12 protein-coding genes are annotated in these 14,915 nt (G+C 67.1%); 5 read left to right on the forward strand and 7 right to left on the reverse strand.

The window, feature by feature from the left end; translation table 11 throughout:
* Window positions 1–77: 77 nt before the first annotated feature.
* Window positions 78–1,169, forward strand: a complete 1,092-nt coding sequence (gene mutY, locus CAL28_RS25765) for an A/G-specific adenine glycosylase (protein ID WP_094843950.1) — start codon at window positions 78–80, stop codon at window positions 1,167–1,169.
* Here the strand turns inward: mutY and rodA are convergent.
* The 5 genes from rodA to CAL28_RS25790 all read right to left on the reverse strand — a co-directional run bounded on the left by rodA (window position 1,166) and on the right by CAL28_RS25790 (window position 6,985).
* Window positions 1,166–2,302, reverse strand: a complete 1,137-nt coding sequence (gene rodA, locus CAL28_RS25770; RefSeq protein ID WP_094843951.1) for a rod shape-determining protein RodA — start codon at window positions 2,300–2,302, stop codon at window positions 1,166–1,168. The two genes, mutY and rodA, sit on opposite strands and share 4 nt — an antisense overlap.
* Window positions 2,299–4,407, reverse strand: a complete 2,109-nt coding sequence (gene mrdA / locus CAL28_RS25775) for a penicillin-binding protein 2 (protein ID WP_176464110.1) — start codon at window positions 4,405–4,407, stop codon at window positions 2,299–2,301. Before mrdA ends, rodA begins: the two co-directional genes overlap by 4 nt.
* A 12-nt stretch (window positions 4,408–4,419) precedes the next feature.
* Window positions 4,420–4,887 (reverse strand): rod shape-determining protein MreD, encoded by a 468-nt coding sequence (gene mreD, locus CAL28_RS25780; RefSeq protein WP_094843952.1) that lies wholly within the window; start codon window positions 4,885–4,887, stop codon window positions 4,420–4,422.
* A 73-nt stretch (window positions 4,888–4,960) separates the two neighbouring features.
* Window positions 4,961–5,860, reverse strand: coding sequence for a rod shape-determining protein MreC (mreC, locus tag CAL28_RS25785; RefSeq protein ID WP_094843953.1), 900 nt, complete (start codon window positions 5,858–5,860; stop codon window positions 4,961–4,963).
* Window positions 5,861–5,941: 81 nt separating this feature from the next.
* Window positions 5,942–6,985 carry a rod shape-determining protein gene (locus tag CAL28_RS25790; protein ID WP_057653883.1) on the reverse strand — a complete coding sequence of 348 codons (1,044 nt, stop codon included), beginning with the start codon at window positions 6,983–6,985 and terminating at the stop codon, window positions 5,942–5,944.
* 217 nt (window positions 6,986–7,202) lie between these two features.
* Between CAL28_RS25790 and gatC the strand changes: the two genes are divergently transcribed.
* The 3 genes from gatC to gatB all read left to right on the forward strand — a co-directional run bounded on the left by gatC (window position 7,203) and on the right by gatB (window position 10,811).
* Window positions 7,203–7,511 carry an Asp-tRNA(Asn)/Glu-tRNA(Gln) amidotransferase subunit GatC gene (gatC, locus tag CAL28_RS25795; protein WP_094843954.1) on the forward strand — a complete coding sequence of 103 codons (309 nt, stop codon included), beginning with the start codon at window positions 7,203–7,205 and terminating at the stop codon, window positions 7,509–7,511.
* A 2-nt stretch (window positions 7,512–7,513) separates the two neighbouring features.
* Entirely contained in the window at window positions 7,514–9,040 is a 1,527-nt protein-coding gene (gene gatA, locus CAL28_RS25800; RefSeq protein ID WP_094843955.1) for an Asp-tRNA(Asn)/Glu-tRNA(Gln) amidotransferase subunit GatA, read from the forward strand.
* A 316-nt stretch (window positions 9,041–9,356) separates the two neighbouring features.
* Window positions 9,357–10,811 carry an Asp-tRNA(Asn)/Glu-tRNA(Gln) amidotransferase subunit GatB gene (gene gatB / locus CAL28_RS25805; RefSeq protein WP_094843956.1) on the forward strand — a complete coding sequence of 485 codons (1,455 nt, stop codon included), beginning with the start codon at window positions 9,357–9,359 and terminating at the stop codon, window positions 10,809–10,811.
* A 14-nt stretch (window positions 10,812–10,825) separates the two neighbouring features.
* Here gatB and pyrE read toward each other — a convergent pair whose 3' ends face one another.
* Entirely contained in the window at window positions 10,826–11,506 is a 681-nt protein-coding gene (gene pyrE / locus CAL28_RS25810; RefSeq protein WP_094843957.1) for an orotate phosphoribosyltransferase, read from the reverse strand.
* Between the two features lie 526 nt (window positions 11,507–12,032).
* Between pyrE and CAL28_RS25815 the strand changes: the two genes are divergently transcribed.
* On the forward strand, window positions 12,033–12,815 hold the full coding sequence (locus CAL28_RS25815) for an exodeoxyribonuclease III (protein ID WP_094843958.1): 783 nt from the start codon (window positions 12,033–12,035) through the stop codon (window positions 12,813–12,815).
* Window positions 12,816–12,828: 13 nt separating this feature from the next.
* Here the strand turns inward: CAL28_RS25815 and CAL28_RS25820 are convergent, their stop codons facing one another.
* Window positions 12,829–14,910: a putative bifunctional diguanylate cyclase/phosphodiesterase gene (locus tag CAL28_RS25820; RefSeq protein WP_094843959.1), complete on the reverse strand. Its 2,082-nt coding sequence runs from the start codon at window positions 14,908–14,910 to the stop codon at window positions 12,829–12,831.
* Window positions 14,911–14,915: the final 5 nt, after the last annotated feature.

Genomic DNA, 14,915 nt, shown 5'->3' on the forward strand with positions numbered 1-14,915 from the left:
ATCCTGCCTGTACGGGTGTTTTACTCCTGGGCATGCGGCCGCGCAATCGGTGTTCCCGAGGATGCCATAATCGCGCCATGGACTTCGCAACCCGAATCGCCACCTGGCAGCAGCGCCACGGGCGCCACGACCTGCCATGGCAGAACACCCGGGATCCCTACCGCATCTGGCTGTCGGAAATCATGCTGCAGCAGACCCAGGTGAGCACAGTCATCCCGTATTACGAGCGCTTTCTGGAACGCTTCCCGGACCTGGCGGCCCTGGCCGCCGCCGACCAGGAAGCCGTCATGCCCTATTGGGCCGGCCTGGGCTACTACGCGCGCGCGCGCAACCTGCATCGCTGCGCGCAGGACATCGTGCAGCATTGGGGCGGGTCATTTCCGCCGGACGCCTCGTCCATCGCCACGCTGCCGGGCATAGGCCGCTCCACCGCCGCCGCCATCGCTGCCTTTGCCTATGGCGAGCGATCGCCCATCATGGATGGCAACGTCAAGCGCGTGTTTGCGCGCCATTTCGGCGTCGCCGGGGACCCGGCGCGGCGCGAAACCGAAATCCGCCTCTGGGCCCTGGCCGACGCGCAACTGGCCGACGGTGCCGGACACGGCATCGACATGGCGGCCTATACCCAGGGCCTGATGGACCTGGGCGCCACGATATGCACGCGCGGCAAGCCGCTGTGCGACCGCTGTCCCGTGCGCGAAACCTGTGTCGCGCGGCGCGACGGCCGCCAGGCGGAACTCCCCACACCCAAGGCGCGCAAGGTAGCGCCGGAGCGGCGCACGGGTATGCTGGTGCTGGGACACGAGGGCCGGATACTGCTGGAACAGCGCCCCTCGCCGGGTATCTGGGGGGGGTTGTGGAGCCTGCCGGAATTCGACGCCGGCCTGGACGCGGCGGCGGCTTGCGCCGCCCTGGGCGCCTCGCCGGGCACGGTTTTCGAACTGGCGGCGTTCTCGCATACGTTCACGCACTTTCGCCTGCACGTGCGCCCCTGGTACGTCGCCGTGGCGCAAGCGCGCATCGAACAAGAGCGGCCATGGCAATGGGTGGACGCGGAGGCGTGCGCCCGCATCGCCCTGCCCGCGCCGGTGCGCAAGCTCGTGGACGGCCTGTTCGCGGCCGGGTTGCCGGAAGCACTGATGGCGCCGGCCGCCGCGACCGGTCCCTAGGTCTTGGCCGATCGATGCCGGTTCACGCTCATCAGCATCCCGCAGGCCACCCCCACGGTCAGCAAGGCGGTCCCGCCATAGCTCATGAACGGCAAGGGCACGCCCACCACGGGCAGGATGCCCGTCACCATCCCGATGTTCACGAACACATAGATGAAGAACATCATCGTCAGGGATCCGCTTAGCAGGCGGCCGAATTGCGTGGTGGCCCGCGTGGCGATGGTCAGGCCGCGGGCGATCAGCAATCCATACAGCACCAGGATCAGCACGCCGCCATACAGGCCGAATTCCTCCGCGTAGACCGCGAAGATGAAGTCGGTGGTGCGCTCGGGAATGAAGTCCAGGTGCGTCTGGGTGCCTTTCATATAGCCCTTGCCGTACAGGCCGCCCGATCCCACCGCGATCATCGACTGGATGGTATGGAAACCCTTGCCCAGCGGATCCGAACTGGGATCCAGCAAGGTGCATACACGATGCTTCTGGTAGTCGTGCAGGACGACCCAGTCCACATCCGGCTGGCATAGCTGGCCTTCGTAGCTGACCAGCGCGCCCACGCCGATAACGCCCGCCACGACCACCGGCACCAGCAGCTTGAAGGACAGCCCCGCGAAGTAGATGACGCAGAAGCCGGCGCCAAACACCAGCAGCGCCGTGCCCAGGTCGGGCTGGCGCACGATAAGCAGGAAGGGCACGCCCAGCAGCAGGCCGGCGAACAGGAAGTCCCTGATGCGGACCTGCCCTTCATGCCGCTGGAAATACCAGGCCAGCATCAAGGGCAGCGCGATCTTCATCATTTCCGACGGCTGGATGCGCGTGACGCCCAGGTTCAGCCAGCGGGTGGCGCCCTTGCTCGTTTCGCCGAACAGCTCCACGGCCACCAGCAGCGCCACGCCCAGCACATAGGCCGGCGGCGCGCACTTCATCAAGAGTTTGGGCGGGATCAGAGCCACCACCCACATGGCAAAGAAAGCGATGACGAAATTGCGCGACTGGTCGGCGAAACGCCAATCGGTGCTGCCCACCGCCGAATGCATGACGGTCAGCCCCAGGGCGGTCAGCAGGACCAGGATGAAGAGCATGGGCCAATCGAAGGCCGTGACCACACGCAGCAGGATCAATGCCAGGCGCTTCATCGCGCGGTTCCCGTCATGGCGGCATCCGTATTGACGACAACGGCGGGCTGGCGCGGCGGCATGTCGGACTGGTTGAGCGCGGCATCGGGCCGGCGTGGCGGGCTATCGGGCCTGTTGTCCGCGAGCCTGGCGGGCGAGGATGGCGCGGCCGGCCTGACCGCGGCGACGGCCGGCCGCGGGCCGGCTTTGCCTACCGCGACGGCCGTCTGCTGGCCCGGTTTGCCCGCGGCGACGTCCGGCTGCTTGGGCGGCGTGTCCGGATGCTCCTCGACGAGCCAGGCATCGAACACCTTGCGGGCGATCGGCGCGGCGGCGCTGGCGCCCCAGCCGGCGTTTTCCACGATCAGCGCGACGGCGATGCGCGGATGGTCCACCGGCGCGAAACCCATGAATAAGGCGTGGTCGCGCAGGCGTTCGTTGACGGCACTGGCGTGGTAGCGCGCGCCACGCAGGCTGTAAACCTGCGCCGTGCCGGTCTTGCCGGCGGCCTGGTAGGCGGCGCCGCGAAACGGCTGCCGTGCCGTCCCCACGCGAACCACATCCGCCATGGCCCCCTTGACTATGTCCAGGTTGGCCTGGTGCAGCGGTATCTGGTAGGTGGGCGCGGTAGGCATATCCGCGAACTTGCCGGTGCGCGGGTCTTCCACCGCATGCACCAGATGGGGCTTGCGATACAGGCCGTTGTCGGCCAGCGTGGAGGTGGCCTGCGCCAGCTGCATGATGGTGAAGGCGTTGTAGCCCTGCCCCACCGCGACCGACACCGATTCGCCGGCGTACCAGCGCTGTTTGTCCTTGTCCTTGTAGGCCGCGCGCTTCCAGGCGGTCGAGGGGAGCACGCCGCGCTTTTCGCCGTCCAGGTCGATGCCGGTGATCTGCCCGAAACCGAACTGCTTGGTGAAATCGTGCAGGGCATCCACGCCGATCTCCGGCCCCAGCGAAAAGAAGTAGGTATCCGAGGACACCACCAGGGCTTTGTGCATATCGGTGGGCCCGAACACCGCGCCCGCCGCGTTGCGGAATTTCTGCCCGCCGAATTCGAAATAGCCGGGATCCGGGATACGGTCGGTCGCGCGGCGCTTGCCCAGCTCCAGGGCCGCCATGGCCACGAAAGGCTTGTACGTCGACCCGATCGGATAGGTACCGTAAATGGGCCGGTTGATCAGGGGATGGTCCGGCGATTCGTTCAACATGCGCCAGTTGTCCACGTCGATGCCGTCGACGAACAGATTGGGGTCGAACGACGGTTGCGAGACGAAAGCCAGGACTTCGCCGGTATCCGGATCCAGCGCGACCAGGGCGCCGCGCTGGTCGCCGAAGGCTTCCTCTGCGACTTTCTGCAGCCGCAGGTCGATGGACAGCTCGATGTCCGAACCCGGCACCGGGTCGATGCGGCGCAGGGTCCGCACGGGCCGCCCGCCCGCCGTCACTTCGACTTCTTCGAGCCCGGTACGGCCATGCAGTTGGGCTTCCCAGCTTTTCTCGATGCCCTTCTTGCCGATGACATCGGTACCGCGGTAATTGCCCAGCTGTCCGTTGGCTTCCAGTTCCTCGATATCGCTGTCGGAGATACGGCCGATATACCCCACCACGTGCGCCGCCGACTTGCCCTCGGGATATTCGCGCACCCAGCGGGCGCGCAGCTCCACGCCGGGAAACTGGAAGGCATGGGCGGCGAACCAGGCAGCCTCGGTGTCGTTCAGGTTGTCGCGCAGCGTCAGCGTCGCGTAGCGGCTGTTTTCCGCGATGCGCCGCTTCAGCCTGCGCTGATCCGAAGGGCTCAGGTAGACCACGGGGGTCAGCGCCTTGAAAAGCGCATCGATATTGCCCACCTGCGCCGGCACGATGTCCAGGGTGTACGTGCGGTAGTTGCGCGCCAGCACGACGCCGTTGCGGTCCAGGATTTCGCCGCGCCGCGGCGGGATGGGCACCACGGCGATCCGATTGCGGTCCGCGCGCTCGGACAAGCCCTCGTAGCGGTCCACCTGCAGCATCCAGAAGCGGCCGATGAGCAGGCTGAAGCACAGCAGCGCCGCGATGCCGCCCACCCAGGCGCGCAGTCGGAAGCGCTGTTTCTGCTGCGCGCCGGTTTTCTTGAATTCAAACATGTCTGGAAAGGGTCAGACCGAGGGCGATTCGGCATCGTCGGCGCCACGCGTCGGCAGATGCAGGAGCCAGCCCACGACGGGCCACAGCGCGGCGGTGAGCGCCGTGCCGACAGCCCAGTCCCAGCCCGGCCATCTCCCGGCGATCCACGCCTTGATCAGTACGGTAAGCAGCCGCGCCACGAAGAAGATGGGCAGCATGTGCATCGCCTGACTCCACAGGTCGAAGCGCTGCAGGCGGCGATGCAGGATGACGGCGCCGTAGGCGACCACGGTATAGGACAGGGCATTGCCCCCCAGCACCCCGGCATCGTGCACGTCCATCAGCAGGCCGAAGGCGAAAGCAGTCACCATGCCGATGCGCCGCGGTTCGTGTACGCACCAGAACGCGATCACCAGGATCAGGATATCGGGCGATTGTTCCCACAGCCGCCATGGCAGCAGCGAGATCAGCCAGACCACGAACACCGACCCCCACACCATCACGGGATGCGCGGGGCGCGCGACGCGTTCGGGTTCGACCGTCCGGCGCGGGCGCAGGACCGCGCCCTGGGATTCACTCCGGTTTATCGGACTCAATGGAGTCGGCCTCCTGGCGGTTGACTTCGGCGCGCTTGACGTCGACTTGCAGAACGAGGAAGTGCCGGTACCGTTCCGGATGGGCCAGCGGCTCGACCAGGGCACGGGCGAAGCCGGACGCGGTATCGCGTTCGACCTTCGTCACCTTGGCCACCGGCAGGCCCGCCGGGAACAGGCCGCCGACACCGCTGGTGATAATAGTATCGCCCTCTTTGATGTCGGCATTGGCCGCGAGATAGCGAACTTCCATCTTGCCGGGCTGGTTGCTGCCGAAAGCGATCAGCCGCAGGCCGTTTCGCAGGATCTGCACCGGGATGGACACCTGCTCATCGGTGACCAGCGCCGCTTCGGCGGTCATGGGCGTCACCCGCACGATCTGGCCCACCACGCCGCCTTCGTCGATGACCGGCATGCCGGGGGCCAGCCCCTGGCGGCTGCCCTTGTTGAACACCAGCCGCTGATTGAAGGCGTTGGGCGGTTCGTAGAGGACTTCGACCACCACCGCCTGCTGCGACAAGGTATCGGTCACACCCAGCAGCCGGCGCAACTGGGCGTTTTCCGCGGCCATCTGGGCGGCATGGGTGGCGACCTGCGCCAGCTCGATGCGCTGGCGCTGCAGGGCTTCGTTTTCGGAACGAACCAGATTGGCGGCGTTGTACCACTCGTTGATCTGCTGGACCACATCGCGCGGCAGCAGGACGGCACGCTGGAAGGGATAGAGGGCGACGGAAACGACCCGCCGCACGGGCTCGAGCACGCGCCACTGCGAATCGCTCACCAATAGCGCCAGCGCCAGAACGACCAGGATGGCCAGCCTGGCTTCGGCCGGCAGGCCGTGTCGGAACAGCCGCGGTGTGGTGGCGTTAAGTTGGGGCATGGATACTCACGGGCTTATGGCCCGGTGCCGGCCGCCCACCGTAGCCGCTTCGGGCGAAGCGGCCGCGGCCAGGCGCATGGATCAGTCGTTGATGAAAATGGCGCCAAGCTTTTCCAGGTGTTCGAGCGCTTCGCCGCAGCCTCGAACCACGCACGTCAGCGGATCGTCCGCCACCACCACCGGCAGGCCGGTTTCTTCCTGCAGCAGGCGGTCCAGATCGCGCAGCAGCGCCCCGCCCCCGGTCAGCGCGATGCCCTTGTCGGTGATGTCGGCACCCAGTTCCGGCGGCGTTTGCTCCAGCGCGATCTTCACGGCCGAAACGATCTGGTTCAGCGGATCGGTCAACGATTCGAGGATTTCGTTGGACGACACCGTAAAGCTGCGCGGCACCCCTTCGGCCAGGTTGCGGCCCTTGACCTCGATTTCACGGACTTCCGACCCGGGGAAAGCCGAGCCGATCTGCTTTTTGATCAATTCGGCGGTCGGTTCGCCGATCAGCATGCCGTAGTTGCGGCGGATGTAGTTGACGATGGCTTCGTCGAACTTGTCCCCGCCGACGCGCACCGAACCCTTGTACACCATGCCGCCCAGCGAAATGACCGCGACTTCCGTCGTGCCGCCCCCGATATCCACGACCATGGAGCCGCTGGCGTCGGAAACCGCCAGGCCGGCGCCGATGGCCGCGGCCATGGGTTCCTCGATCAGGTAGACGTGGGAAGCCCCCGCGCCCAACGCCGATTCGCGGATGGCGCGGCGTTCGACCTGGGTGGAGCCGCAGGGCACGCACACGATGATGCGCGGGCTGGGCGCCAGCATGTTGCGGGGATGCACCATGCGGATGAACTGCTTGAGCATCTGCTCGGTAACGGTGAAGTCGGCGATGACGCCGTCCTTCATGGGGCGGATGGCTTCGATGTTGCCGGGCACCCGGCCCAGCATCTGCTTGGCCTCGTGGCCGACGGCCTGGATGATTTTCTTGCCGTTCGGGCCGCCTTCGTGGCGGATCGCGACTACGGATGGCTCATCCAGCACGATGCCTTTGCCGCGAACGTAGATCAGCGTATTGGCCGTGCCGAGGTCGATCGCCATATCGCTGGAAAAATAACTACGCAGGAATCCGAACATGGATATAGGCTCAGCTAGATCAAGGAATTTGGGACATGACTGCGACCGGGCGCCAGCCAGAACGGCGCGCCTGCGGGTGCAGCGATTAAACCGTGAATGATAACTTATAATTTCAGGGGAAATAGACCGCAAATCCCGGCTATTCCAGGCTTTGTTACTACTGCTGGCCTGTCATGTAACGGCTGCTCCGGCGGCTCCACATTTTTTACACCTCCCCATGGCGCTAAATGACGAAGACGTGGCCCGCATCGCCCGGCTGGCCAGAATCGAGCTCACTCCCGAACGGCGCGCGCATGCGCTGCAGGAGCTCAACGGCATGCTCCATATTATCGAGCGCCTGCAACAGGAAGACACCAAGGGCGTCGAACCCATGGCGCACCCCCTGTCCGCGCTCGAAGACGTGGCGCTGCGTTTGCGCGAAGACCGCGTGACCGAAGCCGGCTCGGAAAGCGAGCGGGCGGCCCTGATGCGCAACGCCCCGGAAGCCCAGGACGGCCTGTTCCTGGTCCCCAAGGTGCTGGAGTAGTCATGAGCAAACCCGCACTGCATACCCAATTCGCCGATATCGCCGCCCTGCGGCAGGCCCTGGACCGGCGCGAGGTCAGCGCCGTCGAACTGGCGTCCAGCGCGCTGGACGCCGCGCAATCGGCGTCCGCGCTGAACGCCTTCCTGCACATCGACGCCGACCTGACCCTGGAACAGGCCCGGGAAGCCGACGCCGCCCTGGCGGCGGGCACCGCCGGGCCGCTGACCGGCGTCCCGATCGCCCACAAGGACGCCTTCGTCACCCGCGGCTGGCGCACCACCGCCGGCAGCCGGATGCTGGACGGCTACCTCAGCCCCTTCGACGCCACGGTGGTCGAACGCCTGCGCCAGGCGGGCGCGGTGTCCATCGGCAAGCTCAATTGCGATGAATTCGCCATGGGCTCGGGCAACGAAAACTCCGCCTTCGGCCCCGTGCGCAACCCCTGGGATACCGCGGCGGTGCCCGGCGGCTCGTCGGGCGGCTCGGCCGCCGCGGTGGCGGCGCGCCTGGTGGCGGCAGCCACCGGCACCGATACCGGCGGCTCGGTGCGGCAGCCCGCCGCGCTGTGCGGCGTAACCGGCATCAAGCCCACCTATGGCACGGTATCGCGCTTCGGCATCGTCGCTTTCGGGTCCAGCCTGGACCAGGCCGGCCCCCTGGCGGCCAGCAGCCGCGACGCCCTGGCCCTGCTCGACGCCATGGCGGGCTTCGATCCGCGCGACGCCACCAGCGTCGAACGCTGCGGCAAGGACGCCAACGAACCGGGCCGCGTACGGCGCGACTTCGATGCCGCCCAGGCCGCCTACGGCGCCGCCGGCGGCCAACCGCTGGCCGGGCTGCGCATCGGGGTGCCGGCCGAATACCTCGGCACCGGGCTGTCCGATGAGGTGCGCGCGGCGGTCGAGGCCGCCCTGGCGCAATTCGAGGCCCTGGGCGCCCGCCGCGTCGATATCTCGCTGCCGCGCACCGAACTGGCCATCCCGGCCTACTACGTGATCGCGCCGGCCGAGGCATCCAGCAACCTGGCGCGCTACGACGGCGTGCGCTACGGCCATCGCGCCGCGCACTACGGCGACCTGACGGAAATGATCAGCCGCTCCCGCGCCGAAGGCTTCGGCGACGAGGTGCGGCGGCGCATCCTGATCGGCACCTATGTGCTGTCGCATGGCTATTACGATGCCTACTACCTGCAGGCGCAGCGCCTGCGCCGGCTGATCGCCCAGGATTTCCAGAGCGCGTTCGCGCAATGCGATGTCATCATGGGGCCGGTGGCGCCGACGGTGGCCAAGGATATCGGCGAAAACCGCGACGACCCCACCGCCGACTGGCTGGCCGACGTCTACACGCTGGGCGTCAGCCTGGCGGGCCTGCCCGCCATGTCGGTGCCCTGCGGCTTCGGTGGCGGCGCCCATGCCCGCCGCCCCGTCGGCCTGCAGATCATTGGCAATTACTTCGACGAAGGACGCCTGCTGGCGATCGCCGACCGCTACCAACACGTGACCGACTGGCACCAGCGCGCGCCGGAATAGCCCACCCCCGAAGCGCTGCGCGCTTCCCCCTCAAGGGGGCGACGCCGGAGGACCGGCAAAGCCGGATCCTCGGCGTCCCGGATCGGCGGTATCTGTTTTTTGCGGGGGACTGTAATGGCGCCTAGTCCCCGAAGGACTGCGCGCCTCCCCTCAAGGGGGCGACGCCGGAGGACCGGAAGGAAGACCCACCCGAAGCGCTGCGCGCTTCCCCCTCAAGGGGGCGACGCCAGCGGACCGGCAAAGCCGGATCCGCGGCGTCCCGGGATAGGGATATACCCGTTAATGCGGGGGATGCGAAGGACAATGGATTACTGACATGAACTGGGAAATCGTCATCGGGCTGGAAACGCACACGCAGCTTTCCACCGACTCGAAAATTTTTTCGGGCAGCAGCACGCGCTTCGGCGCCGCGCCCAACACGCAGGCGAACCTGGTCGACCTGGCGCTGCCCGGCAGCCTGCCCGTGATGAACCGGGCCGCCGCCGAACGGGCCATCCGCTTCGGGCTGGCGGTCGGCGGAAGCATTTCGCCGCGCTCCATTTTCGCGCGCAAGAACTACTTCTACCCCGACCTGCCCAAGGGCTACCAGATCAGCCAGTACGAGATCCCGGTCGTGGTCGGCGGTGCCATCTCGTTTTTCGTCGGCGAAACCGCCAAAACGGTGCAGCTGACGCGGGCCCACCTGGAAGAAGACGCCGGCAAATCCCTGCACGATGAATTCCACCTGGCCAACGGGGCGCCGGCCAGCGGCATCGACCTGAACCGCGCCGGCACCCCCCTGCTGGAAATCGTCAGCGAACCGGAAATGCGCTCCGCCGCCGAGGCGGTCGCCTACGCGCGCGCGCTGCACAGCCTGGTCGTATGGCTGGGCATCTGCGACGGCAACATGCAGGAAGGCTCGTTCCGCTGCGACGCCAACGTCTCGGTGCGCCCGATGGGCCAGAAGGAATTCGGCACCCGCACCGAGATCAAGAACGTCAACTCCTTCCGCTTCCTGGAACGCGCCATCGTGTACGAAGCGCGGCGCCAGATCGAGCTGATCGAGGACGGCGGCACGGTGGTGCAGGAAACCCGCCTGTACGATTCGGACCGCGACGAAACCCGCAGCATGCGCAGCAAGGAAGACGCGCACGATTACCGCTACTTCCCCGATCCGGACCTGCCCCCCCTGGTGATCTCGCAGGCATGGGTGGACGAGGTCCGCGCCACCATGCCGGAACTTCCGGCCGACAAGCGCGCGCGCTTCGAAAGCGAGTACGGCCTGTCCGCCTACGATGCGGCCCAGCTGACCACCAGCCGCGACATGGCGGACTACTTCGAAGCGGTCGCCCGGGCCCTGCCGGCGGGCCAGGCCAAGCAGGCGGCCAACTGGATCATGGGCGAGCTGGCCGCCTCCCTGAACCGCTCCGAAATCGACGTGGCGGCCTCGCCCGTGGCGGCGCCGGCGCTGGCGGCCCTGATCGGCCGCATCCTGGACGGCACGATCTCCAACAAGATCGCCCGCGACGTCTTCGCCGGAATGTGGGCGGGCGAACAGGGCGGCCAGCCCGATGCCATCATCGAAGCGCGCGGCCTGAAGCAGATCAGCGATACGGGTGCCATCGGCGCCATGATCGACGAGGTGCTGGCCGCCAATCCGGCCGTGGTGGAGGAATACCGCGCGGGCAAGCAGAAGGCCTTCAATTCCCTGGTCGGCCAGATCATGAAGGCCGCCAAGGGCAAGGCGAACCCGCAGCAGGTCAACGACCTGTTGAAGCAGAAGCTGGGCTAGGCGCGCCGCCGCGGTCAGGCGGCCACGCCGTACTTCTGGCGGTAGGCCAGCACGGCCTGGCGGTGCTCGGCGAATTCCGGGGCGTGCTCCATCAGCTTCAGGATGTCCGCCAGCGTGGCAATGCTGACGACGGGGATGCCGTAGGTGCGCGCCACGTCCTGCACGGCGGAATGCGCGGACAGCGCGTCGTCCGGCCCGGCGCGCTCCATGCGGTCCAGCGCGATCAGGACGGCCGCGGGCTCGGCGCCGGCGGCGCGGATGATGTCCACGGATTCGCGCACCGACGTGCCGGCGGTAATCACGTCGTCGATGATCACGACCTTGCCCTTCAGCGGCGCGCCGACCAGCGTGCCGCCTTCGCCGTGGTCTTTCGCTTCCTTGCGGTTGTAGGCGAAGGGGATGGTCCGCCCGGCCGCGCGCGGGTCGGCGGCCAGCGCCATGGCCGTCGCCGTGGCCAGGGGGATGCCCTTGTAGGCGGGGCCGAACAGCATGTCGAAGGACAGCCCCGAATCCAGCAGGGCCCCGGCATAGAAGGCCCCCAGGCGGTTCATGCAGGCGCCGTCGCTGAACAATCCGGCATTGAAGAAATACGGACTGATGCGCCCCGATTTGACCTTGAAGCTGCCGAAGCGCAGCACGCCCTGGTCGAGGGCGAAACGGACGAACTGGACGGATGGGGCGGCGGAAGCGGTCATACGGTCACCGGAGACGAGGGAATTCGGAAGAAACCGGAATTATGCCTGCTCCATCCCGCGGCGCAGGCCGAACCCGCCCGTGCCGCCCGCCCCCTATCCCGAGCCTGCGGGTAGCCGCCCCCATCCTCGCCGCACGAAACAGATCGCCCCGCCCCGGGACGCCGCGGATCCGGCTTTGCCGGTCCGCTGACGCCTCCCCCCTTGAGGGGGAAGCGCGCAGCGCTTCGGGGATGGGATTAGCCACCACACCGCCCGCAAAAAACGGGTGCGGCCAAGCGGGGACGCCGAGGATCCGGCTCCGCCGGTCCTCTGGCGTCGCCCCCTTGAGGGGGAAGCGCGCAGCGCTTCGGGGGTGGGATTAGCCACCACGCCGCCACGCAAAAAACGGGTGCAGCCGACCGGGGACGCCGAGGATCCGGCTCCGCCGGTCCTCTGGCGTCGCCCCCTTGAGGGGGAAGCGCGCAGCGCTTCGGGGGTGGGCTCAATTTCAGGTACGCTAGCGGCCGTCTCCCTACCTGTCCCCGCCATGCTGCGCATCATCTCCGCCAATCTGAACGGCATCCGCTCGGCCGCCAACAAAGGCTTTTTCCCCTGGGTCGCCAAGCAGGACGCCGACTTCATCTGCCTGCAGGAACTGAAGGCCCAGGCCGCCGACATGACCCTGGAAATGCTCAACCCGCCGGGCCTGTACGGCTATTTCCACTACGCCGAAAAGAAAGGCTATAGCGGCGTCGGCATCTACGCCCGCACCCAGCCGCTACAGGTCATCGAGGGCCTGGGCGTGCCCGAGATAGACAGCGAAGGCCGCTACCTGGAGCTGGTCTACGACCGGCACTCGATCATTTCGGTCTACCTGCCGTCCGGATCCAGCGGCGAGCACCGCCAGACCGCCAAGTTCGCCTTCATGGAACACTTCTACACCCACCTGGCCACGCTGGTGAAATGCGGACGGCAGGTCGTGCTGTGCGGCGACTGGAACATCGCGCACAACGAGATCGACCTGAAGAACTGGAAGGGCAACATGAAGAACAGCGGCTTCCTGCCGGAAGAACGCGCCTGGCTGACCAAGGTATTCGCCGACCTGGGCTGGATGGACGTCTACCGGCGCCTGCATCCGGAGGCCACCGGCGAGGCCTATACATGGTGGAGCAACCGCGGCCAGGCCTGGGCCAAGAACGTCGGGTGGCGCATCGACTACCAGATCGCCACGCCCGAAATCGCCGCCACGGCGAAGGCCGCCTCCATCTACAAGGACGAACGCTTCAGCGATCATGCCCCGCTGACGATCGACTACGACACGTCGCTGTAGCCCCCTCGCCCGGCTAGGCCACCCGCAGGTCCCCGGCGGCCACCGCGGCCTGCATGAAGCGTTCCGCGGACATGGGGTGGCCCAGCAGGAAGCCCTGCAGCGAATCGCAACCCAGCCGGGTCAGGAATTCCTGCTGTTCGCGGGTCTCGACGCCTTCGGCGACGATCTGCAGATTGAGCGTCTGCCCCAGCGCGACGATGGCCGAAACGATAGCGGCATCCTCCGGATCGCGCTCCAGCTCGCGCACGAAGCCACGGTCGATCTTCAATTCCGTCGCCGGCAGCCGCTTCAGGTACATCAGGCTGGAATAGCCGGTGCCGAAATCGTCTATCGATATCTTCACGCCCATCTCGTGCAGCTGGCCCATCGTGGCCAGCGTGGCCTCCACATCGCGCATCGCCGTGGACTCGGTGATTTCCAGCGTCAGGTTGCGCGCCGGCAGCCCGTGCCGCGCCAGCGTGCTGCGCACCACCTGCACCAGCCCGGCGTGATTGAACTGCTGCAGCGACAGGTTCACGGCCATGGACCACTCGGTCCGGCCCGATTCATACCAGGCCTTCATCTGGCGGCACGCCTCGTCCAGTACCCATTCGCCGATCTGGATGATGAACCCGGTTTTTTCCGCCAGGGGTATGAACACCGACGGCTGCACGATGCCGCGCACCGGATGGTTCCAGCGCACCAGCGCCTCGGCGCCGATCACGGCGCTGGACGCCGCGTGGTATTTGGGCTGGTATTGCAGTATGAGTTCGTCGCGCACCAGGGCGCGGCGCAGATCGCGCAGCAGCTCCACCTGGGCCTGCACGTCCTGGTTCATCGATGCCTCGAAATAGCAGTATGTATTGCGCCCGGACGATTTGGCGTAGTACATCGCGGCATCGGCGTTGGCCAGCAGTTCGTGGTGGTCGCTCCCGTTGCCCGGATAGACAGCGATGCCGATGCTGACCGATACATGCAGCTGGTGGCTATCGACCTCGAACTCGTCCTCGATGATCCTGACCAGCTTGGACGCGATGGTGGAGGCATCCGCCGGGCCCTCGACCTGGGCCACCAATACGAACTCATCGCCGCCCAGGCGGGCGATGGTGTCCTGCGCGCGCATACTGGCACGGATGCGCGCCGCCACTTCGATCAGCAAACGGTCGCCGATGTGATGGCCATAGGCGTCGTTCACGGCCTTGAAACCGTCCAGGTCCATGAACATCACGGCGAAGCTGGTGCGTTCGCGGGCTGACGTATGGATCGCCTGCTGCAAGCGGTCTTCCAGCAGCAGCCGGTTGGGCAGCTTGGTCAGGTTATCGTGCAGCGCCAGGTATGTCAGTTCCTCGTTGGCCTCGGCCAGCGACGACGCCAGGATGGAGGTGCGCGCCTCCATCCGCTGGTCGAGCACGGAGGTGATCAGCGCGATGGCGATCACCGCCAGCGTGGCGACGATGATGACGATGGCCAGCCAGTTGCTGTCCACGCCGCCGCTCGCCGCGCCGCACACGCTGCCCAGCGGAAACCGGGCGGCGGCCATGCCCGTGTAATGCATGCCGACGATGGCCCCGCCCATGACCAGCGCGGCGGCGGCGCGCAGGGACCGTGCACGGCGTACCGCCCCCCGCAGCCGGAAGGCGATCCACATGGCGCAGCCGGAAGCGCCGACGGCGATCAGCACGGACAGCGTGAACAGCCCCCGCTCGTAGTCGATACCGGGCATCATGCGCAGCGCCGCCATGCCGGTATAGTGCATGCCGGCCACGCCGGCCCCCATCAGCAATGCGCCGGCGCACAGGCGCGTCCAGGGCAAGGTCTGCTGGCAGACCAGCCACAGCGCGAACGCGGCGGAAACGATGGCGATGAGCAGGGAAAGCGCGGTCAGGCCGACGTCGTAGCCCAGGGGGATGGGCAGGCTGAAGGCCAGCATGCCCACGAAATGCATGGCCCAGATCCCCACCCCGCTCGCGACGGCGCCGCCACCCAGCCACCACCGCGCCGCATGTCCCCGTGCGGTGGCAATGCGGCCCGCCATATCGAGCGCCGCGTACGAGGCCAGGACCGCCACGGCCAGCGAGCACAACACCAGCGCGCTGTTATAGCTCGCCCCGTACATATCCG

Source organism: Bordetella genomosp. 11 (genome assembly GCF_002261215.1).
GTDB lineage: Bacteria > Pseudomonadota > Gammaproteobacteria > Burkholderiales > Burkholderiaceae_B > Bordetella_C.

Coding starts and splice junctions, on each gene's coding strand:
- CAL28_RS25815 (WP_094843958.1), top strand. CDS start 12,033: ATGCTGCGCATCATCTCCGCCAATCTGAACGGCATCCGCTCGGCCGCC.
- gatA (WP_094843955.1), top strand. CDS start 7,514: ATGAGCAAACCCGCACTGCATACCCAATTCGCCGATATCGCCGCCCTG.
- pyrE (WP_094843957.1), bottom strand. CDS start 11,506: ATGACCGCTTCCGCCGCCCCATCCGTCCAGTTCGTCCGTTTCGCCCTC.
- CAL28_RS25820 (WP_094843959.1), bottom strand. CDS start 14,910: ATGTACGGGGCGAGCTATAACAGCGCGCTGGTGTTGTGCTCGCTGGCC.
- rodA (WP_094843951.1), bottom strand. CDS start 2,302: ATGAAGCGCCTGGCATTGATCCTGCTGCGTGTGGTCACGGCCTTCGAT.
- CAL28_RS25790 (WP_057653883.1), bottom strand. CDS start 6,985: ATGTTCGGATTCCTGCGTAGTTATTTTTCCAGCGATATGGCGATCGAC.
- gatC (WP_094843954.1), top strand. CDS start 7,203: ATGGCGCTAAATGACGAAGACGTGGCCCGCATCGCCCGGCTGGCCAGA.
- mrdA (WP_176464110.1), bottom strand. CDS start 4,407: ATGTTTGAATTCAAGAAAACCGGCGCGCAGCAGAAACAGCGCTTCCGA.
- mreC (WP_094843953.1), bottom strand. CDS start 5,860: ATGCCCCAACTTAACGCCACCACACCGCGGCTGTTCCGACACGGCCTG.
- gatB (WP_094843956.1), top strand. CDS start 9,357: ATGAACTGGGAAATCGTCATCGGGCTGGAAACGCACACGCAGCTTTCC.
- mutY (WP_094843950.1), top strand. CDS start 78: ATGGACTTCGCAACCCGAATCGCCACCTGGCAGCAGCGCCACGGGCGC.
- mreD (WP_094843952.1), bottom strand. CDS start 4,887: ATGGTGTGGGGGTCGGTGTTCGTGGTCTGGCTGATCTCGCTGCTGCCA.